This window comes from Klebsiella sp. LTGPAF-6F (assembly GCF_001753185.1).
Classification (GTDB): domain Bacteria; phylum Pseudomonadota; class Gammaproteobacteria; order Enterobacterales; family Enterobacteriaceae; genus Klebsiella; species Klebsiella michiganensis.
Map to the genome: position 1 here is coordinate 408,933 of NZ_CP017451.1, position 21,956 is coordinate 430,888.

Annotated in this window: 24 protein-coding genes and 4 pseudogenes; 15 read left to right on the forward strand and 13 right to left on the reverse strand. The window is 54.2% G+C overall.

Annotated elements, in window-relative coordinates:
• Positions 1-234: 234 nt before the first annotated feature.
• Together BJF97_RS33620 and BJF97_RS30960 are read left to right on the forward strand one after the other, a co-directional pair.
• Positions 235-455: pseudogene (locus tag BJF97_RS33620) on the forward strand (type I restriction-modification system subunit M N-terminal domain-containing protein); the annotation flags it as partial.
• 140 nt (positions 456-595) lie between these two features.
• Positions 596-850, forward strand: a complete 255-nt coding sequence (locus BJF97_RS30960) for a hypothetical protein (protein ID WP_000880375.1) — start codon at positions 596-598, stop codon at positions 848-850.
• A gap of 2 nt (positions 851-852) precedes the next feature.
• Here the strand turns inward: BJF97_RS30960 and BJF97_RS30965 are convergent, their stop codons facing one another.
• The 3 genes from BJF97_RS30965 to BJF97_RS30975 all read right to left on the reverse strand — a co-directional run bounded on the left by BJF97_RS30965 (position 853) and on the right by BJF97_RS30975 (position 3,027).
• Positions 853-1,398 (reverse strand): 3'-5' exonuclease, encoded by a 546-nt coding sequence (locus tag BJF97_RS30965; protein ID WP_335604640.1) that lies wholly within the window; start codon positions 1,396-1,398, stop codon positions 853-855.
• A 111-nt stretch (positions 1,399-1,509) separates the two neighbouring features.
• The gene (locus tag BJF97_RS30970; protein ID WP_000427623.1) at positions 1,510-2,514 is read right to left on the reverse strand and encodes an IS110-like element IS4321 family transposase; all 1,005 of its coding nucleotides are present in this window, start codon (positions 2,512-2,514) and stop codon (positions 1,510-1,512) included.
• 78 nt (positions 2,515-2,592) lie between these two features.
• Positions 2,593-3,027: a mercury resistance transcriptional regulator MerR gene (locus BJF97_RS30975; RefSeq protein WP_010981353.1), complete on the reverse strand. Its 435-nt coding sequence runs from the start codon at positions 3,025-3,027 to the stop codon at positions 2,593-2,595.
• Between the two features lie 67 nt (positions 3,028-3,094).
• On the opposite strand from BJF97_RS30975, the pseudogene BJF97_RS33625 reads away from it, so the two are divergent.
• From BJF97_RS33625 to BJF97_RS35320, 5 genes and pseudogenes are all read left to right on the forward strand, one after another.
• Positions 3,095-3,310: pseudogene (locus BJF97_RS33625) on the forward strand (mercury(II) reductase); the annotation flags it as partial.
• 14 nt (positions 3,311-3,324) lie between these two features.
• Entirely contained in the window at positions 3,325-3,963 is a 639-nt protein-coding gene (merB, locus tag BJF97_RS30980) for an organomercurial lyase MerB (protein ID WP_000761850.1), read from the forward strand.
• Positions 3,964-4,074: 111 nt separating this feature from the next.
• Entirely contained in the window at positions 4,075-4,440 is a 366-nt protein-coding gene (gene merD, locus BJF97_RS30985; RefSeq protein ID WP_000995361.1) for a mercury resistance co-regulator MerD, read from the forward strand.
• Entirely contained in the window at positions 4,437-4,673 is a 237-nt protein-coding gene (gene merE, locus BJF97_RS30990) for a broad-spectrum mercury transporter MerE (protein WP_005413392.1), read from the forward strand. Before merD ends, merE begins: the two co-directional genes overlap by 4 nt.
• Before the next feature lie 48 nt (positions 4,674-4,721).
• A pseudogene (locus tag BJF97_RS35320) lies at positions 4,722-5,009 on the forward strand (DUF3330 domain-containing protein); the annotation flags it as partial.
• Between the two features lie 38 nt (positions 5,010-5,047).
• Here BJF97_RS35320 and BJF97_RS31000 read toward each other — a convergent pair.
• From BJF97_RS31000 to BJF97_RS31015, 4 genes are read right to left on the reverse strand one after another with little or no spacing between them, the layout of a single operon-like run.
• The gene (locus BJF97_RS31000; RefSeq protein WP_010981357.1) at positions 5,048-5,662 is read right to left on the reverse strand and encodes a recombinase family protein; all 615 of its coding nucleotides are present in this window, start codon (positions 5,660-5,662) and stop codon (positions 5,048-5,050) included.
• Between the two features lie 60 nt (positions 5,663-5,722).
• A complete protein-coding gene (locus BJF97_RS31005) occupies positions 5,723-6,940 on the reverse strand; it encodes a TniQ family protein (RefSeq protein ID WP_011405615.1) in 1,218 nt (405 codons plus the stop codon).
• Positions 6,937-7,845, reverse strand: a complete 909-nt coding sequence (locus BJF97_RS31010) for a TniB family NTP-binding protein (protein ID WP_000393453.1) — start codon at positions 7,843-7,845, stop codon at positions 6,937-6,939. The genes BJF97_RS31005 and BJF97_RS31010 overlap by 4 nt, the downstream gene beginning before the upstream one ends.
• A 2-nt stretch (positions 7,846-7,847) precedes the next feature.
• Positions 7,848-9,530, reverse strand: coding sequence for a Mu transposase C-terminal domain-containing protein (locus tag BJF97_RS31015; protein WP_010791757.1), 1,683 nt, complete (start codon positions 9,528-9,530; stop codon positions 7,848-7,850).
• Positions 9,531-9,576: 46 nt separating this feature from the next.
• Between BJF97_RS31015 and BJF97_RS35575 the strand changes: the two are divergent.
• Positions 9,577-9,681, forward strand: a pseudogene (locus BJF97_RS35575) (NTP-binding protein); the annotation flags it as partial.
• A gap of 147 nt (positions 9,682-9,828) precedes the next feature.
• On the opposite strand, the gene BJF97_RS31020 reads toward BJF97_RS35575, so the two are convergent.
• Entirely contained in the window at positions 9,829-10,533 is a 705-nt protein-coding gene (locus BJF97_RS31020) for an IS6-like element IS26 family transposase (RefSeq protein ID WP_059331711.1), read from the reverse strand.
• Between the two features lie 361 nt (positions 10,534-10,894).
• Here BJF97_RS31020 and BJF97_RS31025 point away from each other — a divergent pair, with 361 nt between their 5' ends.
• On the forward strand, positions 10,895-12,577 hold the full coding sequence (locus BJF97_RS31025; RefSeq protein ID WP_070083098.1) for a methyl-accepting chemotaxis protein: 1,683 nt from the start codon (positions 10,895-10,897) through the stop codon (positions 12,575-12,577).
• 375 nt (positions 12,578-12,952) lie between these two features.
• Here BJF97_RS31025 and BJF97_RS31030 read toward each other — a convergent pair whose 3' ends face one another.
• The gene (locus tag BJF97_RS31030) at positions 12,953-13,975 is read right to left on the reverse strand and encodes an IS110 family transposase (protein ID WP_000156887.1); all 1,023 of its coding nucleotides are present in this window, start codon (positions 13,973-13,975) and stop codon (positions 12,953-12,955) included.
• Positions 13,976-14,480: 505 nt separating this feature from the next.
• On the opposite strand from BJF97_RS31030, the gene BJF97_RS31035 reads away from it, so the two are divergent.
• The 4 genes from BJF97_RS31035 (at position 14,481) to BJF97_RS31050 (ending at position 18,729) form a co-directional block, all read left to right on the forward strand.
• Positions 14,481-15,959, forward strand: coding sequence for a SulP family inorganic anion transporter (locus tag BJF97_RS31035; protein WP_032951231.1), 1,479 nt, complete (start codon positions 14,481-14,483; stop codon positions 15,957-15,959).
• A gap of 17 nt (positions 15,960-15,976) precedes the next feature.
• Entirely contained in the window at positions 15,977-16,804 is an 828-nt protein-coding gene (locus BJF97_RS31040) for a universal stress protein (RefSeq protein WP_032951234.1), read from the forward strand.
• Between the two features lie 96 nt (positions 16,805-16,900).
• On the forward strand, positions 16,901-17,089 hold the full coding sequence (locus BJF97_RS31045) for a hypothetical protein (RefSeq protein ID WP_223226815.1): 189 nt from the start codon (positions 16,901-16,903) through the stop codon (positions 17,087-17,089).
• Positions 17,090-17,520: 431 nt separating this feature from the next.
• Complete coding sequence (locus BJF97_RS31050) at positions 17,521-18,729, forward strand: IS256 family transposase (protein ID WP_048213841.1); 1,209 nt, start codon at positions 17,521-17,523, stop codon at positions 18,727-18,729.
• Here the strand turns inward: BJF97_RS31050 and BJF97_RS31055 are convergent.
• The 4 genes from BJF97_RS31055 to BJF97_RS31070 form a co-directional block, all read right to left on the reverse strand.
• On the reverse strand, positions 18,720-18,920 hold the full coding sequence (locus tag BJF97_RS31055; protein WP_070083099.1) for a thioredoxin family protein: 201 nt from the start codon (positions 18,918-18,920) through the stop codon (positions 18,720-18,722). The genes BJF97_RS31050 and BJF97_RS31055 overlap by 10 nt on opposite strands.
• A gap of 13 nt (positions 18,921-18,933) precedes the next feature.
• Positions 18,934-19,935: a permease gene (locus BJF97_RS31060; RefSeq protein WP_032951239.1), complete on the reverse strand. Its 1,002-nt coding sequence runs from the start codon at positions 19,933-19,935 to the stop codon at positions 18,934-18,936.
• Positions 19,936-20,091: 156 nt separating this feature from the next.
• Positions 20,092-20,634: a sigma-70 family RNA polymerase sigma factor gene (locus tag BJF97_RS31065; RefSeq protein WP_032951250.1), complete on the reverse strand. Its 543-nt coding sequence runs from the start codon at positions 20,632-20,634 to the stop codon at positions 20,092-20,094.
• Between the two features lie 117 nt (positions 20,635-20,751).
• Positions 20,752-20,934, reverse strand: coding sequence for a hypothetical protein (locus tag BJF97_RS31070; protein ID WP_025714552.1), 183 nt, complete (start codon positions 20,932-20,934; stop codon positions 20,752-20,754).
• A 118-nt stretch (positions 20,935-21,052) separates the two neighbouring features.
• On the opposite strand from BJF97_RS31070, the gene BJF97_RS31075 reads away from it, so the two are divergent.
• Both BJF97_RS31075 and BJF97_RS31080 read left to right on the forward strand, forming a co-directional pair.
• Positions 21,053-21,406 carry a metalloregulator ArsR/SmtB family transcription factor gene (locus tag BJF97_RS31075; RefSeq protein ID WP_025714553.1) on the forward strand — a complete coding sequence of 118 codons (354 nt, stop codon included), beginning with the start codon at positions 21,053-21,055 and terminating at the stop codon, positions 21,404-21,406.
• Positions 21,407-21,462: 56 nt separating this feature from the next.
• The gene (locus BJF97_RS31080) at positions 21,463-21,942 is read left to right on the forward strand and encodes an arsenate reductase ArsC (RefSeq protein ID WP_032951254.1); all 480 of its coding nucleotides are present in this window, start codon (positions 21,463-21,465) and stop codon (positions 21,940-21,942) included.
• Positions 21,943-21,956 lie beyond the last annotated feature (14 nt).

A 21,956-nucleotide genomic window follows, 5' to 3' on the forward strand; every position in this document is an offset into this window, starting at 1 on the left:
GTGAAAACCACCACGTGCTTTTCAACAAGCCAAGCGGCAGAAAGAGTACAGTTGCCATCGAATAAACAAAAACACGAACCATACCATCTGTAATAAACATAGGCTATTTGCAATCTGAGGTTGGATTGTAGATTTTAGTTAGAAATGGATCAAAGTCCGTTTTGTGCAAAACTTGGTTGACAACCCTCTTTTGGAAGATGTGCCGTTTCGTGCAAAAGTTGGTTGGAGGCCAAGATGGCAGAGTTCGTAGGTTCGGCTGCTTCGCAAGCTGATTTCATTTGGAAGAACGCGGAAGACCTGTGGGGGGGGATTTCAAGCATACCGACTTCGGCAAGATCATTTTGCCGTTTACTCTGCTGCGTCGATTGGAGTGCGCACTGGAGTCTACACGGGAAGCATCGCTCGATAGCCAACCAGCCACGATTGAGTTCTTAGAAGCAGAGTTCAGTGTTGATTTCGATGCGCTGCTATCTTGACCGCCAATCAGACCCGCATGGTTCAGGTTTGTGTATGAGAGTCCCCAAATGGCTGTAGTTCTAACCAAAGCCTTGATTGAAGCCGGCCGCGCCGGAAATAGTGGGTACAGAAAAGGCAGTTGCTTGCGCTGGGCGTAAGTTACCCGCCGAAAAGCGGCTGGATCGAACGACTGATCGGCACTGAGGTATCTGACGAGCAGTACGAACGCTTTCTGGGGCACAGCACGAGCAAGCAGGCTGAACAGATCCTACGCGGAGAGCAGCCAGCCAAGGGGCTTCAGTATGCAAAGCGAGCGAAGAAGCTCGCTTCTGAAAGAAAAGCCACAATTGATCTGGATAACGAGCACCTGTCTGAAATCGAAAAGTATCGGTAGCCCTAGACTTTTAGCCGCTGAAGATCTCTTAGATACCATTGGTGAAACTTGCTGAAGTCAGCCTTCTGTTTCTCTACCGTGCTGTTATAGATCGCATCACTGGTAACCGCACAAGCAGTCCAGCCAGCCTCATAGACGAAGCGAGTAGCTATCGGTGACTTCTTCGGGGTGCTATCCCAGCGGTTTTTGAGCCACCGCGCAAGCCCTTCATCAAGAGGGACCACCAGATTTAGCTGCTGTTTTGTGCGAGTGATACCGACATAAAACAGCCGACGTTCCTCCTCGATTTCCTCTTCGGCCGGAGGGGTGTTCATCGATGTGCGAACGCTGTAAACATCATCGGGTTTGCCGCCAGGAAATTCCTGCTCATTCAGCCCGATCAGGGGTCGTCTCAGAAAACGGACTCTATGGTCACTCCCGTTTTTGCAACACCGATTTTGACGACAAGTTGGCTTGCTTGAATCTATCCGGCGTCTGAATGGGATTTTATTCCCGCGCCTTGATGAGTTCCGCGCCTGATGAACCTCCAGAAAATATACGGCTTCAATGAGCCTTTCCGTTTTACAGGTTCCTCAACAGGCCGGTGGGCCGTTAGTATCATCAATATCAGTATTCGCAAAACCAGATCAGTAATTCTTTAAACCGGTGTATTTCTGCCGTTATGCTACATAAGTTTGCTGTCGTGCCGTTAGGGCCCAGGCTATTCTGGCCAGCTTGTTTGCCAGAGCACAAGTGACGACAAAGTTGCTTTTCCGGCACAGTAAATCCCTGACCCAATCGGCCAATTTGCCAGACTGGTGTTCCAGTTTTTGTATGAATACCCTGGCACATTGAACCAACAAAGTTCGGATCTTTTTATTACCTCGCTTACTAATTCCCAGCAATGTCGTCCTACCTCCCGTGCTGTACTGCCGAGGTACAAGCCCTGTTGCCGCCGCAAAGTCACGGCTGCTGGCGTACTGCTTCCCGTCGCCAATCTCAGTTGAAATAGTACTCGCTGTCAGTGTTCCGACGCAGGGAATGCTCAGCAAGCGCTGTCCAACCTCATCTTCGTCCAACTTTCGTTTCAACTGGGATTCCAAATCTTTAATCTGCTCAACAAGATAGTGATAATGCTGTTGTAATTTCAGCAATAACTGGCTGAGGTAAAGAGGCAAACTATTATCCTCAAGAATGGTACTCAGTCGGCTAATAACGGCAGCTCCTCGGGGAACGCTAATGCCAAATTCCAGCAGAAAAGCATGCATTTGATTGGTTGTTTTTACCTTATCCTGAACCAGGGATTCACGGACACGATGCAGAGCCCGCATTGCCTGCTGAGATTCCGTTCTGGGCTGCACAAAACGCATAGACGGACGCGATGCAGCTTCACAAATAGCTTCGGCGTCGACAAAGTCGTTTTTATTGCTTTTAACGAACGGGCGGACAAATTGTGGTGATATCAGCTTTGGGGAATGCCCCAACTCTTCCAACTTGCGTGCCATAAAGTGAGAACCGCCACAGGCTTCCATTGCGATGGTTGTAGCGGGGCATGTCGCCAAAAATTCGATCAACTTTGGCCGGGTAAATTTTTTACGGTAAACAGCCTTCCCGCGACGATCCTGGCAATGAATATGGAAAGAGTTTTTACCCAGATCGATACCAATGAGCGCAATGTTTTCCATGATAGTTCTCCGAATGAAAGCCTGTCCTCAGCATAGTACCGGGAAGGAGGGAGTGACCATCTCATTAAATAAAGCACGCTAAGCTGTGGAAGCCCCTGCCAAGCTCGTTCCACCTTGCAACGACGCAATCAGCGGACACGAAACATTCCCCTGCCGCGAATGGCAGGCGCACACCAGGTCAGACAGCACAGCCTCCATGCGCGCCAAATCGGCCATCTTCTCGCGCACGTCTTGGAGCTTGTGCTCGGCCAGGCTGCTGGCCTCCTCGCAGTGGGTGCCATCGTCGAGCCGCAGCAACTCGGCGATTTCATCCAGGCTGAAGCCCAACCGCTGGGCCGATTTCACGAATCGCACCCGTGTCACGTCCGCCGCGCCATAGCGGCGAATGCTGCCATAGGGCTTGTCCGGCTCGGGCAACAAGCCCTTGCGCTGATAGAACCGGATGGTCTCCACGTTGACGCCGGCTGCCTTGGCAAAAACGCCAATGGTCAGGTTCTCCAAATTATTTTCCATACCGCTTGACTCCGTACATGAGTACGGAAGTAAGGTTACGCTATCCAATTCAAATTCGAAAGGACAAGCCGAGGAAGGTAGCGGACGACTCATTGGGGTACAGGCAGTGGCCCCGGAAGCGGGCGAGCTGATCCAGACGGCGGTGCTCGCGATCCGTAACCGCATGACCGTACAGGAACTGGCTGACCAGTTGTTCCCCTACCTGACGATGGTCGAGGGGCTGAAGCTCGCGGCGCAGACCTTCACCAAGGATGTCAAACAATTGTCCTGCTGCGCAGGATGAAAGGAGATGGAACCATGAAGCTCGCCCCATATATTTTAGAACGTCTCACTTCGGTCAATCGTACCAATGGTACTGCGGATCTCTTGGTCCCGCTACTGCGGGAACTCGCCAAGGGGCGTCCGGTTTCACGAACGACACTTGCCGGGATTCTCGACTGGCCCGCTGAGCGAGTGGCCGCCGTACTCGAACAGGCCACCAGTACCGAATATGACAAAGATGGGAACATCATCGGCTACGGCCTCACCTTGCGCGAGACTTCGTATGTCTTTGAAATTGACGACCGCCGTCTGTATGCCTGGTGCGCGCTGGACACCTTGATATTTCCGGCGCTGATCGGCCGTACAGCTCGCGTCTCATCGCATTGCGCTGCAACCGGAGCACCCGTTTCACTCACGGTTTCACCCAGCGAGATACAGGCTGTCGAACCTGCCGGCATGGCGGTGTCCTTGGTATTGCCGCAGGAAGCAGCCGACGTTCGTCAGTCCTTCTGTTGCCATGTACATTTCTTTGCATCTGTCCCGACGGCGGAAGACTGGGCCTCCAAGCATCAAGGATTGGAAGGATTGGCGATCGTCAGTGTCCACGAGGCTTTCGGCTTGGGCCAGGAGTTTAATCGACATCTGTTGCAGACCATGTCATCTAGGACACCGTGATCGGATATCGACCCAATGTTCTACGGCACCGGCATCGGATTCGCAGCGCGCGGATTGAACTCGGCGAAACGGTATATGCATTGCCGTGAACCGACCAAAAGGAGGTGTTCGATGAACGCCTACACGGTGTCCCGGCTGGCCCTTGATGCCGGGGTGAGCGTGCATATCGTGCGCGACTACCTGCTGCGCGGATTGCTGCGGCCAGTCGCCTGCACCACGGGTGGCTACGGCCTGTTCGATGACGCCGCCTTGCAGCGACTGTGCTTCGTGCGGGCCGCCTTCGAGGCGGGCATCGGCCTCGGCGCATTGGCGCGGCTGTGCCGGGCGCTGGATGCGGCGAACTGCGATGAAACTGCCGCGCAGCTTGCTGTGCTGCGTCAGTTCGTCGAACGCCGGCGCGAAGCGTTGGCCAATCTGGAAGTGCAGTTGGCCGCCATGCCGACCGCGCCGGCACAGCATGCGGAGAGTTTGCCATGAACAGCCCCGAGCGCATGCCGGCCGAGACGCACAAACCGTTCACCGGCTACCTGTGGGGCACGCTGGCCGTGCTGACTTGCCCCTGCCACCTGTCCATCCTCGCTGCCGTGCTGGCCGGCACAACCGCCGGTGCATTCCTTGTCGAGTATTGGGTCATCACGGCGCTCGGTTTGACCGGCCTGTTTCTTCTGTCACTGGCGCGGGCGTTGCGGGCATTCAGGGAAAGATCATGAGCGCTTCCCGGCCGGATGGATGGACTACGGCGGAGGGCCCAAGCGTTCGAGCGCGGGCAAGGCTTTCTGTTCGCAAAGCCGATGCCGGCGGCGGCATTCGCCGTCTTCGTCAGTCAATGGAGGGGTGCCACCATGAATGCAAATGATCCGACCGCCACCAGTTGCTGCGTGTGCTGCAAGGAAATTCCGCTCGATGCCGCCTTCACACCGGAAGGCGCGGAGTACGTCGAGCACTTCTGCGGGCTGGAGTGTTATCAACGTTTCCAGGCGCGGGCCAGCACTGCGACCGAAACGAGCGGCGAACCGAACGCTTGCGGTTCGCCGCCGTCAAATTGAGACAAACCACGCTTTCGCTACGTCGCCTCATGTCGGCATCAAATTCGGCTGAGTAGCTTCTCGCCATCTGGACGTAGCTCGCCCTTGGGTGAAATATGCCGATACAGGGTCTGCCGCGTGATGCCAAGTTCCTGGCACAGGTCGCCGACCTTGGTCTCTGACTGCCCCATTGCCGCCATCGCCAGCCGCAGCTTGGCGGCGGTCATCTTGAACGGCCGGCCGCCTTTCCGGCCGCGTGCCCGTGCTGAGGCCAGGCCCGCCACGGTGCGCTCGGCGATCAACTCGCGCTCGAACTCGGCCAGCGCGGCGAAGATACCGAAGACCAGCTTGCCGGCGGCGGTCGTGGTGTCAATGGCCGCGCCGTGCCCGGTCAGCACCTTGAGGCCGATGCCGCGTCCGGTCAGGTCATGGACGGTATTGATCAGATGGCGCAGGTCGCGCCCGAGCCGATCCAGTTTCCAAACGACCAACGTGTCGCCTGGCCGTAGTGCCTTCAGACAGCTCGCCAGACCGGGACGATCCTCGCGTTTTCCGGACGCTTGGTCTTCATAGAGATGCGCCGGATCAACACCGGCCGCGACCAGCGCATCGCGCTGCAAGTCCGTCGCCTGGGAGCCATCCGCCTTCGATACTCGCATGTAGCCAATCAGCATCTTGTACCTGTCACATATACGTTCGATTATGTGACAGTTTGCATCGGGAAGCTCTGCACGTCAAAATTTGTCACTTAACCCGTCATTCTGTCTAAGGCATGCAAAGGGTAGGCTAGGCTCATAATGTGACAGAAATTCCGGGGGGATGCCTTCCTTCGCGAAGGTGGCGCGCAACTGTTCCAAGGAAGCGGGGTCGCGCCGACCATAGGAAGCCAACGCGAACAGCGAGCGTGCCGTCTCGGGGTTGTGTCGTGCTTCAATGATGGCCTCATCAATGGCCTGGATTGCACGCTGCCAGTGATCGACGGGTTCGGGCTTCGGCGCTTTCGCCGGCAGGCCACTGGTGAACCCGGTTTGGGGCTCGGACCAGAATAGCTTTGCGTGCTCGCCTGGCGGGCTTATATCCCTCACCTCAATCAAGCTGATTGCCGTTGCCGCCGCCTCCAGCATCTGCAACCGTACTGCCGGGTTCAGGGTTTCATACGGTCGCCACAGACTTTGCCCAGCACGCAGCGGATGCCCGCAGCATTCCCAGATTTGGCGGAGATACCCCGCGTAGGTGCCGCACGTCGAAAGCGGGGTGTTCAGCTCATCGAGCAGCGTGCGTAGCAGCCTAAACCACAATCCGGCGTGGATGCGTCGGCGCGGCAACTCCACGTGGCCGGTCGTCAGTGCCTGCCAGGTACGCTGGTCCATCGCCGCAATCGCGTCGCTGGCAGTGCGCGGTTCGGCGTCGGCGTTCTCCCAGCCGAGAAACCGCCCTGGCACGCCCCAATAGGATTCCAGCCAGCAGCCATGCAGTGGGCAGCTCAGCATCAGGGGCAGCTTCCACGCGAGCAGTACGGCTTGGTTCTCCGGATCGTTCAGACAGAGCGGGCAGGCGCGATGTATCGGCTGGCTGGGCAGCCAGGCACGCCAGCTCGTGATGGATCGCGTCCTACGGCGGAGTTTCGGCAGCAGCACCGAGAGCTGGAACGCATAGGTTTCCAATGCATCTGGAATCTGATCATCAAGGCTGTCCAGTAGCCAAGGCACCCAGCCGGCGAAACTCATGCAACGCAGCCGGTCCGGCTCGATGCCGCTCCGCTGGGAGAGCATCGCCAGCAGCGCCAGTGGTGGCGCGGTGTCCAGGTCATCAACCTGGCCGTGACCAAGATCGTGCTCCAGCAGCTCGGACACCTCCATGTGATAGCAAAGGGCCACGCGGTTGAGCCACGAAGACAAGGCTTCGCCTTCCCTGGGAGCCGGATGCAGTGGCCAGTGTGGCGCTGGCTTCACATCAGTTCCCGCTCGAATTGCCGCCGCCGCTCGCTGGGACCGGTGTAATCGGCCATGCTGAGCGTGCGATGGTTGATCGCTTCCTCACCGCTCTCCACGGCAGCGACGGCCGCCGCCATCAACAGGTGCGCCAGCTCGCCGATGGTGCCCTCGCTGCGCGTGAGCAGGTAGCGGGCCATATCCAGCGTGGCAATCGACGAGGGTCGCCGCAGCGGGAGCGAAGCCGCGAAGCTGGCCAGCAGTGAGCAGCAATCGTCGTTGGCCTCCCACACCGGCAGCATCATCGGCTCGAAGCGGTTTTCCAACTGGTCGTCCGAGCGGATCGCCAAGTAGGCATCGCGTGTGCCGACCCCGACCAGCGGGATGCGCAGCTCGTTGCCGAGGAAACGCAGCAGGTTGAGGAATTCCCGGCGGTTGACGCTGTTGCCGGCCAGGACGTTGTGCAATTCGTCGATCACCAGCATGCGCACGCCGACCTTGCGTAGCAGTGCCAGCGCCAATTGCTCCATTTCCGGCAGCCGTGGGCGCGGGCGCAATGGCGCGCCCATCGCGGCAAGTAGCGCGACGTAGAAGCGGATTACCGACGGTTCGGATGGCATCTGCACGACCAGTACCGGAATGTGCTCCTGGTCGGCGTCGGAGCTGGCCGGGTGGGTGCGGCGGAATTTCTCGACGATCATCGACTTGCCGTTGTTGGTTGGACCGACCAACAGCAGGTTGGGCATGCGTTGTTTGTTCGGCCACGCATACAGGGCTTCCAGCCGATTCAGCGCCTCGACTGCTCGCGGATAGCCGATCCAGCGGTCAGCGCGAAGGCGATGGATGCGTTCGTCCGCCGGAAGACGGGCCAAGCCCTGGGCCACCGGCATCAGGTGGGACAAGTCGATGATGGGATATTCTTCCACGGCTACCACTCCTCAATCTGGTCGAACGGTTTGGCAGGTGGCTGGTTGTCTGCCTGCGGGTCAGCCATGTCCGCGTCCGGTGGTGGCGTGGTTTTGAAAAGAACTGCCGTTGCCTTGAGATGCTGGCGTCGATCCGCGTCGCGCCGCGCCTTGCGCGTAGCTTTCTGCGCGGTGGACACGATTTCGCGCATCTGGCCGATCATGCGAAACAGCGCCGACTCATCCACCTGTTCGCGCCCTTGCTGCCGCAATTTCGCCAGCGCCTGTCGTTGTTCCCAGAGGGTGACAGCCGGGTGCGACAAGGTGCGGTATGGAATTTCCAGATAGTGCTGCCCCTCCGGCTCCAGCACCCAAATGCGGCTGATGTCGCGCGGGTCGCGCCGGATCAGGAACGCAGGCAAGCGGTCGCGCCGAGCTATCCACGGCTTGAGCGCATCGGCGTAGTAATGGATGTGGTCGATGACGAAGCCGGTGCGGGTCAGCGTGCGGCGGATGATGGGCAGAAAATCGACCAGAAAAGCCGTGGTGCGAGTGATGACGGTTGGCACGCCGGTCCGCGCGATAGCTTCGGCCCAGCGCGCTGCCGGCGGCTGGAGCAGGCCGTTGTGCACGGAGCCGTGGTAGGTGCCGACCGCCAATGTGAGCCAGCGCTCCAGCTCACGCAGCGTCAGGGCGGCCTTGTTTTCGGAATCGTAGTCGCCGCGCTGGTCAGGGTTGGAGAAGGTCGTCCCTGGCAATTCGTCGTGGATCATCTGCATCGCCGTGCCGATGATCCGTTCCACGATGCCGCCGTAGTGCGGCTGCCCGAGCGGGCGATAGTCAAGCCGGATGCCATGCTGCTCGCAGCCTCGGCGTAGCGCTTCGCTCTTGAACTCGGCCGCGTTGTCCAGGTAGAGCAGCCTGGGCTTGCCGCTCATCGGCCACTCCATTTCTATGTTCAGACCCTCCAGCCAGGGACGCTTGTCGCAGGCGACATGCACAAGGCACAGGCCGACCGAAACAGATGACGGCGCTTCCAGCGTGACGACCATGCCGAGCACGCAGCGGGTAAACACGTCGATGGCGATGGTCAGATACGGACGGCCAATCGGTTGCCGGTCGCGCTCGTCCACCACGATCAGGTCGATGACCGTGTGATCAATCTGCACTTGTTCCAGTGGCGCGGTCACGGCGGGAGGCTCACCACCGACACCTTGCAGGCTGCGGGACGCATCCTGACCTTCCCGGCGGCGAGTGGCCTTGAGCGGATCGAGGCCGGCGATCCGCAGAGCCACGGTGTTGCGCGCCGGCGCCCGCAGCTTTTGCGCTTTGCAAGCCTGCGCGACCTCGCGGTGGAACGCTGCCAGGCTACGCTTCTGCTTGGTCAGGAAGCGCTTTTGCAGCAACTCGCGGATGATGCGCTCAACTGATTCCGGCAAGCGTCCCTTGCCTTTTCCGCCGCCGGATCGGCTGCGAGCCAGGTCCGTCACAAGCCCAGCACCTTGCCGGGCACGGCGGATTAGGACATACACCTGCCGCCTGGACAGGCCAAGCGCGTGAGCAGCGGCATCGGCGGCTTCATGCCCGACCACATCAAGCGCTGCCAGCGGCCCGATGATTTCCGCCCGTTGCCGGGCCTGCGCCCAAGCCGCATCGGGCAGGGTGGCCACGCCTTGCTCGGCAATCAATGATGTGTCTGACGCCATGCTCACACCTCGCTTTGGTGCACACGAGTATTGAGCATAGTCGAGATTGGTGCAGATGACTTCTGATATTGCGTTGTCAGGAGTCGCCTGCACATCTGGCGTTACGCCCCGTCAATTGGTGCAGTCGTCTTCTGAAAATGACACGCGCCGGTTGCCTTGGCGGGCTTGTCACAAACCTACGTTTTCAAGAAGAAGGAAACCGCATGCCCCGCCGTTCGATCCTCTCCGCCGCCGAGCGCGAAAGCCGGCACTGTTGCAAAGTTAGCGATGAGGCAGCCTTTTGTCTTATTCAAAGGCCTTACATTTCAAAAACTCTGCTTACCAGGCGCATTTCGCCCAGGGGATCACCATAATAAAATGCTGAGGCCTGGCCTTTGCGTAGTGCACGCATCACCTCAATACCTTTGATGGTGCCGTAAGCCGTCTTCATGGATTTAAATCCCAGCGTGGCGCCGATTATCCGTTTCAGTTTGCCATGATCGCATTCAATCACGTTGTTCCGGTACTTAATCTGTCGGTGTTCAACGTCAGACGGGCACCGGCCTTCGCGTTTGAGCAGAGCAAGCGCGCGACCATAGGCGGGCGCTTTATCCGTGTTGATGAATCGCGGGATCTGCCACTTCTTCACGTTGTTGAGGATTTTACCCAGAAACCGGTATGCAGCTTTGCTGTTACGACGGGAGGAGAGATAAAAATCGACAGTGCGGCCCCGGCTGTCGACGGCCCGGTACAGATACGCCCAGCGGCCATTGACCTTCACGTAGGTTTCATCCATGTGCCACGGGCAAAGATCGGAAGGGTTACGCCAGTACCAGCGCAGCCGTTTTTCCATTTCAGGCGCATAACGCTGAACCCAGCGGTAAATCGTGGAGTGATCGACATTCACTCCGCGTTCAGCCAGCATCTCCTGCAGCTCACGGTAACTGATGCCGTATTTGCAGTACCAGCGTACGGCCCACAGAATGATGTCACGCTGAAAATGCCGGCCTTTGAATGGGTTCATGTGCAGCTCCATCAGCAAAAGGGGATGATAAGTTTATCACCACCGACTATTTGCAACAGTGCCGTTAAAGTTTACCGGACTGTTGCCGATAATCTTATTAACGTTGTGACAGCCCTCTACGCAACGGTAGACCCCATAGACATTGTCAGATTTCAGACCAGCCCTCACCGGCTTGTCTTTTTTGGCAGGACGCTCCGGGGTATTAAATGGTCGTGTCTGACACACTCCATTCAGGCACACTGATACCGATAACAGATCTCGTTAATCAAAATATGATTCCTCATAAATAAGTCTGGAGGCACCAGTTATTTGTCAGGGACACCGGGGTCCGAAATAACCAGTTTCATTCACGAGTAATAAAATGAAAATCAAAGACTTTAGTGTGGGTATCAGGCTGGCTGGCAGCTTCAGCCTAATTCTGGTTCTTGTCATGATCATGACAGTGACCGGAGTGGGGTACCTGTACTCTATGCTCACTTCCACCGAGCGCGTGACGGATGAATATCTTCTGCAGGAGCGTATGGCGAATGAATGGCAGACCGGTATTGAATCAAACGGTGCGCTTGGACTGGTTCTGCTGACGTCGGGGGACCCGGATATCAGGACATATGCACAGCAGCGGATAGAGAAAACCGCTGCTCGCGTGGATATACTGCAGGATAAATTTAACAGGGAGTTTACTTCAGAGCAGGGTATTAAGCTGCTGAAAACCATTGGTGAAAAGCGTCAGGTGTATGCAGATACCCTGGTAAAAGCTCTTCAGATCAGTGAGCAGGGGGACCGTGAAGCCCTGAACAACTTCATTCGGTCACAGCAGTTACCGATCATAAATGACTACATTGCCAGTCTGCAGGCACTGGTGGAATACGAAAAAACAAGCATAGATAAAGCGGATGAAGTTATCCATGATAATGGTACGACAGCCATACTGACACTGATCATCACTGGGTGTATGGCGCTTCTTCTGGGAGGTGTGCTGGCATGGCTGATCACCAGAAGCATTACCTGTCCGTTGATTTCAGCCGTCCGGATTGCCCGGGAAGTGGCGGAAGGTAACCTGTGTGTGGAGATTAAAGTGGACTCACAGGACCAGCTGGGGCAACTGATGCAGGCACTGCGTGATATGTGCGGGAGTCTGAGTAACACCGTCCGGGAAGTACGTCAGGGAGCGGACAATATTGCGCTGACTGCAGCAGAAATCAGCAGTGGTAATACAGACCTGTCAGCCCGCACCGAAGAGCAGGCTGCCGGTGTGGAACAGACGGCGGCCACTCTGGAACAACTGACGGCCACCATAAACAATACTGCCGGCAATACAGCACAGGTTTACCAGTTTGTGACAGAAACAACGGCCATTGTGAAACAGAATGGAGTGGTCATGAGTGAGGTGTCTTCCCGGATGCAGGAGATTTACGACACCTCGTCTGAAATGACAGCCATCATCCAGGTCATCGACGGGATTGCCTTCCAGACCAACATTCTCGCGCTTAATGCTGCCGTGGAAGCCGCACGCGCCGGCGAGTCCGGCCGTGGATTTGCGGTTGTGGCCGGAGAGGTTCGTAATCTGGCTCAGCGCAGTGCTTCTGCCGCGCGGGAAATAAAAGAGCTCATTGATGACTCCGTTTCCCGCATTGCATCCGGCCGTACCCTGGTTGAAAAAGCAGACAGGGGAATGGAGGATATCATCAGTAACGTCCAGAGCATGGAAGGGCTGATTGACGAAATAGCCAAGGCCAGTCGTGAGCAGGGAGATGGTATTGCCCAGATTAACAGCGCCATGGGCCAGATAGACAGCACCACCCAACAAAATGCAGCTCTGGTGGAACAGTCTGCAGCCACTGCCGCTTCGTTGCAGAATCAGTCACGGATTCTGCAGGAGAAGGTGAGCGTATTTCGTCTCCGTGATAATAAAAAACGCGATGCTGAACGAAAAAATACCATAGTACCGACAATCAGCAACACCAGCCCGCAGAGTAAGGTTAAAGCGGTAAAGTCCGTTCGTGAAACGGAACAACACGCCAGCGAGAACTGGGAAACCTTCTGACCCCCGACAACAGCGGGATCCTGTCGTTCCCGTTTTGTCAGCCATAATCTCCCGGCATGGTGTTCGCACTGTGCCGGTTATTTAGGGGTCAGTTTGGATATCGAAAATTATTGTACTATAAGGACTTCCCCGGCATGTCAAAGCCGGTATTTATGGTTTCTGTCTGCTCTTCAGTAAAAATAAAGGGGAGAGACTGCGGTACTATAAACGGCCATGATGAATCGTCATCGATTCGGGCCCTGATGAAAGACGCGCGTGAGGTTCTTGTTCGTTAAGCGGATACGTATATCCTGTACAATAGCCAGATAGGCCTCACGGGGTCTAACCCTTTATCATCAACGAATTGCAGGTCAGATGGTTATACAGCTTCGAGCTTTAGTTGACTGAGTACAGCCGGAAATCATCACCGTAATGTAGTGATGCCCAACACAGCCGCGCATTTTTGGCGGCGATGGCCACAACAGCCCGCCAGTACCCTCTGCGCTCAACCAACATACAAACCCAACGGCTGAATGAGTCAGTCCTTTTCCCGGCGCCAATAAGCACTGAACGAGCCCCCTGAACCAGAAGCGTTCGCAGATACGAATCACCGGCTTTTGTGATCCTGCCGAGTTTCGACTTTCCCCCGCTGCTGTATTGTGATGGCGTCAGCCCCAGCCAGGCTGCCAGTTGACGTCCATTTTTAAAATCATGTGCATTACCGATACTGGCGACCAGTGCACAGGCCGTTGTGGGACCAACGCCCTTTAGCTCCATCAGCCGCTGACTGCGATGATCTGTTTTGGCTATGTGGGACAAAATTCGGTCATATTCAGTGATGTTAGCTTCAATGCGATCAACGTGTTCCATCAAATCATCAACACATTGCTGAACCTGAAGCGGTAAAGAGCTCTTCTGCACAGAAACCATGTGGCGCAGGGCATCAGCACTTTGTGGCGCGATGACACCGAATTCAGATATCAATCCTCGCAGACGATTATACGTTGCTGTTTTCTCTTCGATAAAACCCTGACGGGTACGATGTAAACACTGCATGGCCTGCTGGCTTTCGTCTTTCACTGGTACGAACCGCATATGCGGACGACGAACAGCTTCACAGATAGCCTGAGCATCAGCTGCATCATTTTTTCCTGATTTTCCGGCCATACGATAAGGCGATACAAACTTAGCAGCCATCAGACGTGGCTCATGACCATACTGCCGAAACAATCTTGCCCAGTAGTGAGCCCCGGAGCATGCTTCCATCCCGATAACACAGGGAGGCAAACTTGCAATTAACTCAGGAAGTGCAGCACGCGATACTTTAGGCTTAACCAGAACAGTTCTACCATTTTGATCAACACCGTGAACAGCAAACACATTTTTAGCAAGATCGATACCGACAGTCGTGATAGTCATAACGAATTCCTCCGGGACGATGTGTACCCCATGATTGCACAAGAGTTAATCAGGCGCATAATCAGGGGAAGTCCCTTCCATTCGTTAAGCTCATTTTTTATCATTTCTGGTTTTTTTGGAAACGTAATATTCTGGATGTTAAGACGGTCATGCGGGGACATTGAACACAGATAATCATGTCCAGGTACGAACGTCCCATATAGAGTGTGAGCATTGATCGTGCTGTATTTTCGTTTATAGTAGATAGATTCTGTATCATACAGAGCACGTGGTCAGCACTAAAGTACATTACGCTGACTTATTCTGTTCACTGAGGGCTGAGTACCTGCTTTCAAGGATTTATCTGCTGATCATGCGCATTACGCCACCCTGAGTTTTCCCTTCCTCCGCCGTACTGAGCGAGCCTCAGAACGCACGTAATAACATCCCGTCTGCGGATGTGTTTTATCGTATTTGAAACCTATGTCCTCCGGGGCTAACTACATCTAAAAACTGAGAAATTACTATGTTGCTGTCCTCGACGCGTAAGGACTGGCTGGGTAACGTCCGTGGTGACGTGCTGGCTGGTATTGTTGTCGCGCTCGCACTCATTCCAGAAGCGATCGCCTTTTCCATTATTGCCGGTGTTGACCCTCAGGTGGGGCTTTACTCCGCTTTCTGTATCCCGCTGATTATGGCCTTCTTTGGTGGTCGCCCGGCGATGATATCTTCATCAACGGGGGCAATGGCGCTCCTGATGGTGACCCTGGTGAAGGATCATGGACTGCAGTACTTACTGGCTGCCTCCGTACTGACCGGCGTATTCCAGCTGATAGCCGGTTATCTTAAACTCGGCGGGCTCATGCGCTACGTCTCACGCTCCGTGGTAACCGGATTCGTTAATGCACTCGCGATCCTAATTTTCATGGCGCAGTTACCTGAGCTCACCAATGTGACCTGGCATGTTTATGCTATGACGGCAGTAGGGCTCGCCATTATCTACCTCTTCCCGTATCTGAATAAAACAATCCCCTCACCCCTTGTCTGTATCGTGGTGCTTACGGCTATTGCCATATGGCTGCATCTGGACGTGCGTACGGTCGGGGATATGGGCAAACTGCCTGACAGTCTGCCGGTCTTCCTGGTGCCGGACATCCCGCTGAATCTTGATACGCTCCTGATTATTCTCCCTTACTCCGCAGGCCTCGCCATTGTAGGGTTACTGGAATCAATGATGACAGCCACGATTGTGGACGATATGACGGATACCCCCAGTGATAAAAACAGGGAATGCAAGGCTCAGGGCATCGCTAATATCTGCACCTCATTTGTCGGAGGAATGGCGGGCTGTGCAATGATTGGTCAGTCTGTTATCAACGTGAAATCCGGCGGTCGGGGCCGTCTGTCCACCCTCACTGCCGGTGTGGTCCTGCTGTGTATGGTAGTCTTTCTCAGGGACCTGGTCTCGCAAATCCCTATGGCCGCGCTTGTCGCCGTAATGATCATGGTTTCGGTTGGTACCTTTTCATGGCGTTCAGTTACCGACCTTAAAAGCCATCCCATTTCTACCAGCGTGGTGATGCTGGCAACAGTGGTGGTGGTGGTGGCCACTCATAATCTGGCATTCGGGGTACTGACCGGTGTGCTTATCGCTTCCCTGAATTTTGCCACTAAAGTGGCGCGTTTTCTGGCTGTCTCTTCAGAACTCAGGGAAGAGTCCCGGCTCTATAAGGTCACCGGGCAGGTGTTCTTTGCCTCCGCCGACCGCTTTATGGCGTATTTTGATTTTCGCGAAGCGGCAGAGAAAGTTGTCATTGATGTTACGCATGCCCATTTCTGGGATATCACGTCGGTCAGCGCACTGGATAAGGTGGTTATTAAATTCCGCAGAGAAGGAACAGACGTTGAGATCCGCGGGATGAACGAAGCAACCCGTACTATCGTTGATCGCTTTGGTGTTCACGATAAACCCGAAGAAGTCGAAAAACTGATGGGAGGTCATTAATGTCAGGATTTAATGCTATGGACAACACCGTTATTGCCTGCGTGGATGGATCGTCATCAACACGCGCCGTGTGTGAGTATGCAGCCTGGGTTGCCGGGAAGCTTGACGTTCCTCTTGCCCTGCTGCATGTGCTTGAAAAAAATGAACAACCGGCAGTTTCTGACCTTACGGGGGCTATCGGTATTGACAGCCGGGAGCAACTGACGCAGGACCTTGTCCGGATAGAAGGGGAGCGTAACCGCCTGCTGATGACTCAGGGACGCGCCATTCTTGCCGGATGCGCGGAACTGCTCAGCCAGATCGGTATCCCGGATGTTCAGCAACTTCAGAAACATGGCGCACTGGATATCATCCTGGCTGACCTGAAAGGTATTCGTATGATGGTGCTCGGTCGCCGGGGAGCACAGAACCCGGTTGGCAGCAATCTGGAGAGCATTATCCGCCTGCAGAAAAAGCCGGTAATGATTGTACCTGAAACTTTTTCTGTACCTTCAAGAGTCATGTTTGCGTTTGATGGCAGTGAGGAAAGCCGGAGAAACCTGCGTCGACCGACGCTCAGCCCTCTGCTGCAGAGCCTGGAATGTCATATCGTAATGGTTAACGGCGATGCTCATACCCTCGAAGAGGCAAAGCGTAGTCTGCAGTGCGCTGGCATCAGTGCGATATCCCGGTTAGCTGAAGGACGCTCGGTAACGGAGGCGCTTTGTCGTTACGCCGCAGACAACGGCGTGGATTTGATTGTCATGGGGGCATATGGGCACTCTTCCCTGCGACGTTTTTTCATCGGCAGTAACACAACTGCGATGCTCGAACAGACCAGAGTCCCGCTGTTAATGCTCAGATAAGTCGGAACCCGGAGGAAACTCCGGGAAAACTTAATTCAAGACTGGCATTAAAACCCTGAGTCGGGAAGAAAAGGCGACATTATGCAGAAAACCCTTATGATTGATGAAGTTCTTGCGCTTGCCCGGCTTAGCCAGGTTGCATTTGATAAACCCATAAAATATATGGATGACACGGATGCTGAACTCATCGCTCGTTTTAAAAAAACCATCACACCAGAACTTATTGAGCAGATGTGTCTCAGAATACTTGAGCTTGAAGCGAAGTTTCAGACTTTAAACGAATAAGCGTCAGGAATATGATAATTAAAGGCTGAACAGGGACTGCAGTAAGACGGCCAGCGGTCAGAGAGCAAAAAACGGGACTGAACTGGCTGTGATAAGTGAGATATCAGAGTGTTAACTTTACCTGCTGTGGCGGAGCTCCGCGACAGAGATGAAGGTATACCTTCATCTCTGGGTCTGAACTTTTCATTAAAAAAGGGGCTGCCGGGAGTCCTCTACAGAGATCAGAGCTTGATATTTCAGGCAATGAACGAACAGGAATTATTTCCCTGCCTGCAGGTCAGAGCCAGCTTTCGATAATGTCTCTTGATGGTATTCCTCCGGTATGTACAACGATGTTATCAACGACAACCGCCGGGGTCGAGCCTGTACATAAATTTGTGTAATTGCCTGATTTTGATATGTTCAATTCAACATCAAAGGCAGGTTACTTTATGGACGAAAAACAGTTGCAGGCTCTGGCTAATGAACTGGCCAAAAATCTCAAAACTCCCGACGATCTTAGCCAGTTCGATCGTCTGCTGAAGAAAATCAGCGTTGAGGCGGCTCTCAATGCTGAGATGTCTCACCATCTGGGGTACGATAAAAATCAGCCTAAACCGGGCTCCAATACCCGCAACGGCTACTCAACAAAGACCGTAGCGACTGCGGATGGTCCACTTGAACTGCGTACTCCCCGGGATCGCGAAGCCACCTTTGAGCCTCAGTTGCTGAAGAAAAACCAGACCCGCATCACCGGGATGGATAATCAGATTTTATCCCTGTACGCCAAAGGGATGACCACCCGCGAGATAGCGACTGCATTCAAAGAGATGTACGACGCGGATGTCTCGCCAGCGCTGGTCTCAAAAGTCACTGACGCCGTCATGGAGCAGGTTGTTGAGTGGCAAAACCGGCCACTGGATGCAATCTATCCTATTGTTTACCTTGACTGTATTGTCCTTAAGGTCCGGCAGGACAGTCGCGTCATCAATAAATCCGTGTTCCTGGCGTTGGGCATCAACATCGAAGGCCAGAAGGAACTGCTGGGTATGTGGCTGGCCGAAAATGAAGGCGCGAAGTTCTGGCTGAATGTGCTGACAGAACTGAAGAATCGCGGCCTGAACGACATCCTCATCGCCTGTGTCGACGGACTGAAAGGCTTCCCGGACGCCATAAACGCGGTATATCCGGAGGCCCGCATCCAGCTGTGCATCGTACATATGGTGCGCAACAGCCTGCGGTTCGTCTCCTGGAAAGATTACAAGGCCGTTACCCGCGATTTGAAGGCGATTTACCAGGCGCCGACGGAAGAAGCAGGTCTGCAGGCGCTGGAAGCGTTCGCCAGCGCCTGGGACAGCCGCTATCCGCAGATAAGCCGGAGCTGGACGGCAAACTGGGTGAACCTTGCGACGTTCTTCGCCTACCCGGCAGATATCCGCAAAGTCATCTACACGACCAACGCCATTGAGTCACTGAACAGCGTGATCAGGCATGCGATCAAAAAGCGCAAGGTGTTCCCGACGGATGAGTCAGTGAAAAAGGTCGTGTGGCTGGCAATCCAGGCCGCCTCACAAAAATGGACGATGCCGCTGAGGGACTGGCGCATGGCAATGAGCCGTTTTATCATCGAGTTCGGTGACCGCCTGAGCGGTCACTTCTGAGAAAAGGCATTTACACAGAATGGTGTACAGGCTCCCGGGGTCGCCATCACTTTGTGTTTCATTATTTCAGACAGTGACTCCACTTTTTCAAGCTGAATAGCGACGCCTCTCTCATCAGCCACCTGCTGGATAAGCCGGATGGTTGTTTTACAACCGGAACAGCCTGTACCCAGTACTTTTACATGCTTCATTTTATAATCCTCTTCAGGGAATTAACGGGAATACAACGTTAAAAATCCAGCCAACCAGTGTGAAAGAGGTCAACAACAGCAACAGCAGGGTGCACAGTAATTGCCACTTCATCACCTGTTTGAGCAGAATGAACTCAGGAAAGCTGGCAGCCACAGTGCTCATGCAAAAAGCCAGAGTTGTCCCCACTGGCAGGCCGTTCGTGATCAGACTCTCCATCACAGGGATCACACCGGTAGCATTGGAATAGAGAGGTATGCCAACCAGCACAGCTACAGGGACAGTCCACCACTGACCGGCACCGAGATGCGACGCGATCCATCCGTCGGGCACAAATCCATGCAATGCCGCACCAAGTCCTACTCCGAGAATGACCCAGAGCCAGACACGCTTAAAAATGGTGAGAGTTTCCTCTTTAGCAAAGGCATGTCGCTTTGAGAGAGGCATATGCGGTGCCATGGTAGATTGTCGGATCTCATCAGTTTGATGTTGCTGCCCGTCTCTGAGGGCATCGGCGGCAAAATCGGCTAACCAGCGTTCGGCCTTAATCCGATCAAGAAAAGCACCGCCAGCCATACCAACAGCCATTCCGACAGCAATATAAATGAGCGTGAACTTCCATCCGAGCAGGCTGACCAGAAGCAGGACGGCGACTTCATTGATAAGGGGGGATGTGATGAGAAAGGCCATGGTAATCCCGAGGGGGATACCAGCCGAAGTAAACCCCAGAAATACCGGGATACTTGAGCAGGAACAGAACGGAGTAACGGCGCCAAAGCAGGAGCCCAGTAAATACCCCATTCCACGGTGCTTACCTGCAAGATAGTTTCTTACCCTCTCAATATCCAGCGAGGCCCGTAGTATGGCCACAAAGTAGATCATGACCAGCAAGAGAACGAAAATTTTGCTCACGTCTTCGACAAAAAAGTGGATCGCCTCCCCGAGTTTGGTTGCAGGACTCAGACTAAGGCATTCATAGACCAGCCAGGTGGCAAAATCAGTGAAAATCTGGAACATAACGGACAGGCCTCACGACGGTTGTTTTTCGGGAAGACGCTGTTTGACAGAAAAGGATGCAGTTTTTTTCGATTTATTTCATTTGCTGAGAAATGTTATTGAACAGGATTTCACTGCAATAGCTTATCGGTAACCCCAGAAGGGGAAACAGATTCTTTACTTGGGAGTGAAACAACATACCCGACCATACTCATCCAGTCTGATCTGGCAATTGCTGGAAAGTTTCCTATGCAGCCTATCCCTCGCCCGGGATAAACGCGATTTGGTTGCCGCAAGTGTCAGACCATTTCGGTCTGCAAAATCAGCCTGTTTCATCCCCTCAAGATCACAGAGCGTAAGGATAATCCGATCAGACTCTGCCATTTTATCCAGGATGCGGGGCAGACAACCAGCCAGTGAGTCGACAGTTTCAGGCGTATTATCCGGCAATGATAAATCATCGTGGAGAGGCATAAATGGACGCTGCTGGCGGCTTTTATCAATAAGCAGATGCCGGGCAACCTCAAACAGCCAGGCTCTGGCATTCACGATGGCACAGAATTTCCCCTGTTGTCGTATTGCCCGGAGAAAGGTTTCCTGTATCAGATCATCAGCATCAGCCTCATTACCCACTTGTCTGAGTAACCAGCAAAGAAGTTCGTGTTCATGCTTCTTCCACGCCTTCATAAGGCAAGGCGGCGTGCCGTTCAGTTGCTCCATTTATGACTCTCTCGTTAAATACACCGCATAGCGGGAGGATATTGGTTCTGATGCTGTCGGGGATGGGGTCCGGGAACTGTCGGTGCCATGATGATGTGATGGACTGATAGCATCCGATCAGTTATCCACCTTTCGGAAACCTCTTCCTGCAACAGGGTATGCTGTCTTGTGTTCAGTATCATGCAGTAAACCGTCATGCGCAATACCATCAATTTCCGCGCATTCGGTTCCGGATAAAACGTCAAAAAAGCGGTCCGGAATCTGCCTGATAAGCCAGCTAATGACTTTTTCGATACGCATGTTAACCCCCTTTACTCAGCATCATAATTATAGATTGTAATATTCGATTTTTCGAATGTGTTGTTGACATGAATTCAGAGAGGACTAAGATGAAGCCGAACGAAACCATGGAGTATTTATGTCCCCAATCACCGCGCTTCAGCTTTTCAAAAATCTCTCGGATGAAACTCGCCTGAAAATCGTGCTGTTGCTGAGAGCGTCAGGAGAACTCTGTGTTTGCGAGCTTTGCGGAACGCTGGAGGAATCTCAGCCCAAGATATCCCGCCACCTTTCCATGCTACGGGAAAGTGGGCTGCTTATTGACCGCCGTGAGGGTAAATGGATCCACTATCGGCTTTCAGCGCACATGCCCGCCTGGGCGGCGGCAGTCATTGAGCAGGCTTATTTGAGCCAGGAAGAGGAAATTGCGCTTCTGGTCAGACGGGTTGCCCGTAACAGTTCCACAACCGGTGGCAGAGCGGTGTGTCTTTAACAGATATAAAAATCCATTAGTACATATATGATTTAACGAATTTATAGGGTGGCATTATGAATATACTATTTTTGTGTACCGGTAATTCCTGCCGCTCCATCCTGGCCGAAGCAACATTTAATGCGCTTTCACCGAAAGAGCATCATGCATTCAGCGCCGGCAGCCAGCCAAAAGGTGAAGTCCATCCCCGTTCCCTGGCTCTTCTCAGAATCAAAGAGATACCCACGGATGGGTACTACAGTAAATCGTGGGACAACCTCCCGGTGACACCTGATGTGGTGATCACGGTGTGCGGTAATGCGGCTGGTGAAACCTGTCCTGCGTATCTTGCTCCGGCAGTCAGGGCACACTGGGGAGTGGAGGATCCTGATAAGGCTACCGGGAGTGATCAGGAAATCGACGCTGCTTTCGAAAAGGCCTGGCAAATTCTTCATCACCGGATTGAAGCTTTTCTGTCGCTTCCGTCATCAGTCATTTCCGGCCCTGAAGAGCGTCTTCAGGCTGAACTGAACCGGATCGGTGAGACCATTTTTTAACTTAAACCTGAAGG

What these genes read in the sequence shown, in the direction of transcription:
- BJF97_RS31065 (WP_032951250.1), bottom strand. Translation starts at nt 20,634, where the DNA reads ATGGAGCAACTGAACGGCACGCCGCCTTGCCTTATGAAGGCGTGGAAG.
- BJF97_RS31040 (WP_032951234.1), top strand. Translation starts at nt 15,977, where the DNA reads ATGGACAACACCGTTATTGCCTGCGTGGATGGATCGTCATCAACACGC.
- BJF97_RS31080 (WP_032951254.1), top strand. Translation starts at nt 21,463, where the DNA reads ATGAATATACTATTTTTGTGTACCGGTAATTCCTGCCGCTCCATCCTG.
- BJF97_RS31035 (WP_032951231.1), top strand. Translation starts at nt 14,481, where the DNA reads ATGTTGCTGTCCTCGACGCGTAAGGACTGGCTGGGTAACGTCCGTGGT.
- BJF97_RS31025 (WP_070083098.1), top strand. Translation starts at nt 10,895, where the DNA reads ATGAAAATCAAAGACTTTAGTGTGGGTATCAGGCTGGCTGGCAGCTTC.
- merB (WP_000761850.1), top strand. Translation starts at nt 3,325, where the DNA reads ATGAAGCTCGCCCCATATATTTTAGAACGTCTCACTTCGGTCAATCGT.
- BJF97_RS31000 (WP_010981357.1), bottom strand. Translation starts at nt 5,662, where the DNA reads ATGCTGATTGGCTACATGCGAGTATCGAAGGCGGATGGCTCCCAGGCG.
- BJF97_RS31075 (WP_025714553.1), top strand. Translation starts at nt 21,053, where the DNA reads ATGTCCCCAATCACCGCGCTTCAGCTTTTCAAAAATCTCTCGGATGAA.
- BJF97_RS31055 (WP_070083099.1), bottom strand. Translation starts at nt 18,920, where the DNA reads ATGAAGCATGTAAAAGTACTGGGTACAGGCTGTTCCGGTTGTAAAACA.
- BJF97_RS31050 (WP_048213841.1), top strand. Translation starts at nt 17,521, where the DNA reads ATGGACGAAAAACAGTTGCAGGCTCTGGCTAATGAACTGGCCAAAAAT.
- BJF97_RS31045 (WP_223226815.1), top strand. Translation starts at nt 16,901, where the DNA reads ATGATTGATGAAGTTCTTGCGCTTGCCCGGCTTAGCCAGGTTGCATTT.
- merD (WP_000995361.1), top strand. Translation starts at nt 4,075, where the DNA reads ATGAACGCCTACACGGTGTCCCGGCTGGCCCTTGATGCCGGGGTGAGC.
- BJF97_RS30970 (WP_000427623.1), bottom strand. Translation starts at nt 2,514, where the DNA reads ATGGAAAACATTGCGCTCATTGGTATCGATCTGGGTAAAAACTCTTTC.
- BJF97_RS31070 (WP_025714552.1), bottom strand. Translation starts at nt 20,934, where the DNA reads ATGCGTATCGAAAAAGTCATTAGCTGGCTTATCAGGCAGATTCCGGAC.
- merE (WP_005413392.1), top strand. Translation starts at nt 4,437, where the DNA reads ATGAACAGCCCCGAGCGCATGCCGGCCGAGACGCACAAACCGTTCACC.
- BJF97_RS30975 (WP_010981353.1), bottom strand. Translation starts at nt 3,027, where the DNA reads ATGGAAAATAATTTGGAGAACCTGACCATTGGCGTTTTTGCCAAGGCA.
- BJF97_RS31015 (WP_010791757.1), bottom strand. Translation starts at nt 9,530, where the DNA reads ATGGCGTCAGACACATCATTGATTGCCGAGCAAGGCGTGGCCACCCTG.
- BJF97_RS31060 (WP_032951239.1), bottom strand. Translation starts at nt 19,935, where the DNA reads ATGTTCCAGATTTTCACTGATTTTGCCACCTGGCTGGTCTATGAATGC.
- BJF97_RS31030 (WP_000156887.1), bottom strand. Translation starts at nt 13,975, where the DNA reads ATGACTATCACGACTGTCGGTATCGATCTTGCTAAAAATGTGTTTGCT.
- BJF97_RS31020 (WP_059331711.1), bottom strand. Translation starts at nt 10,533, where the DNA reads ATGAACCCATTCAAAGGCCGGCATTTTCAGCGTGACATCATTCTGTGG.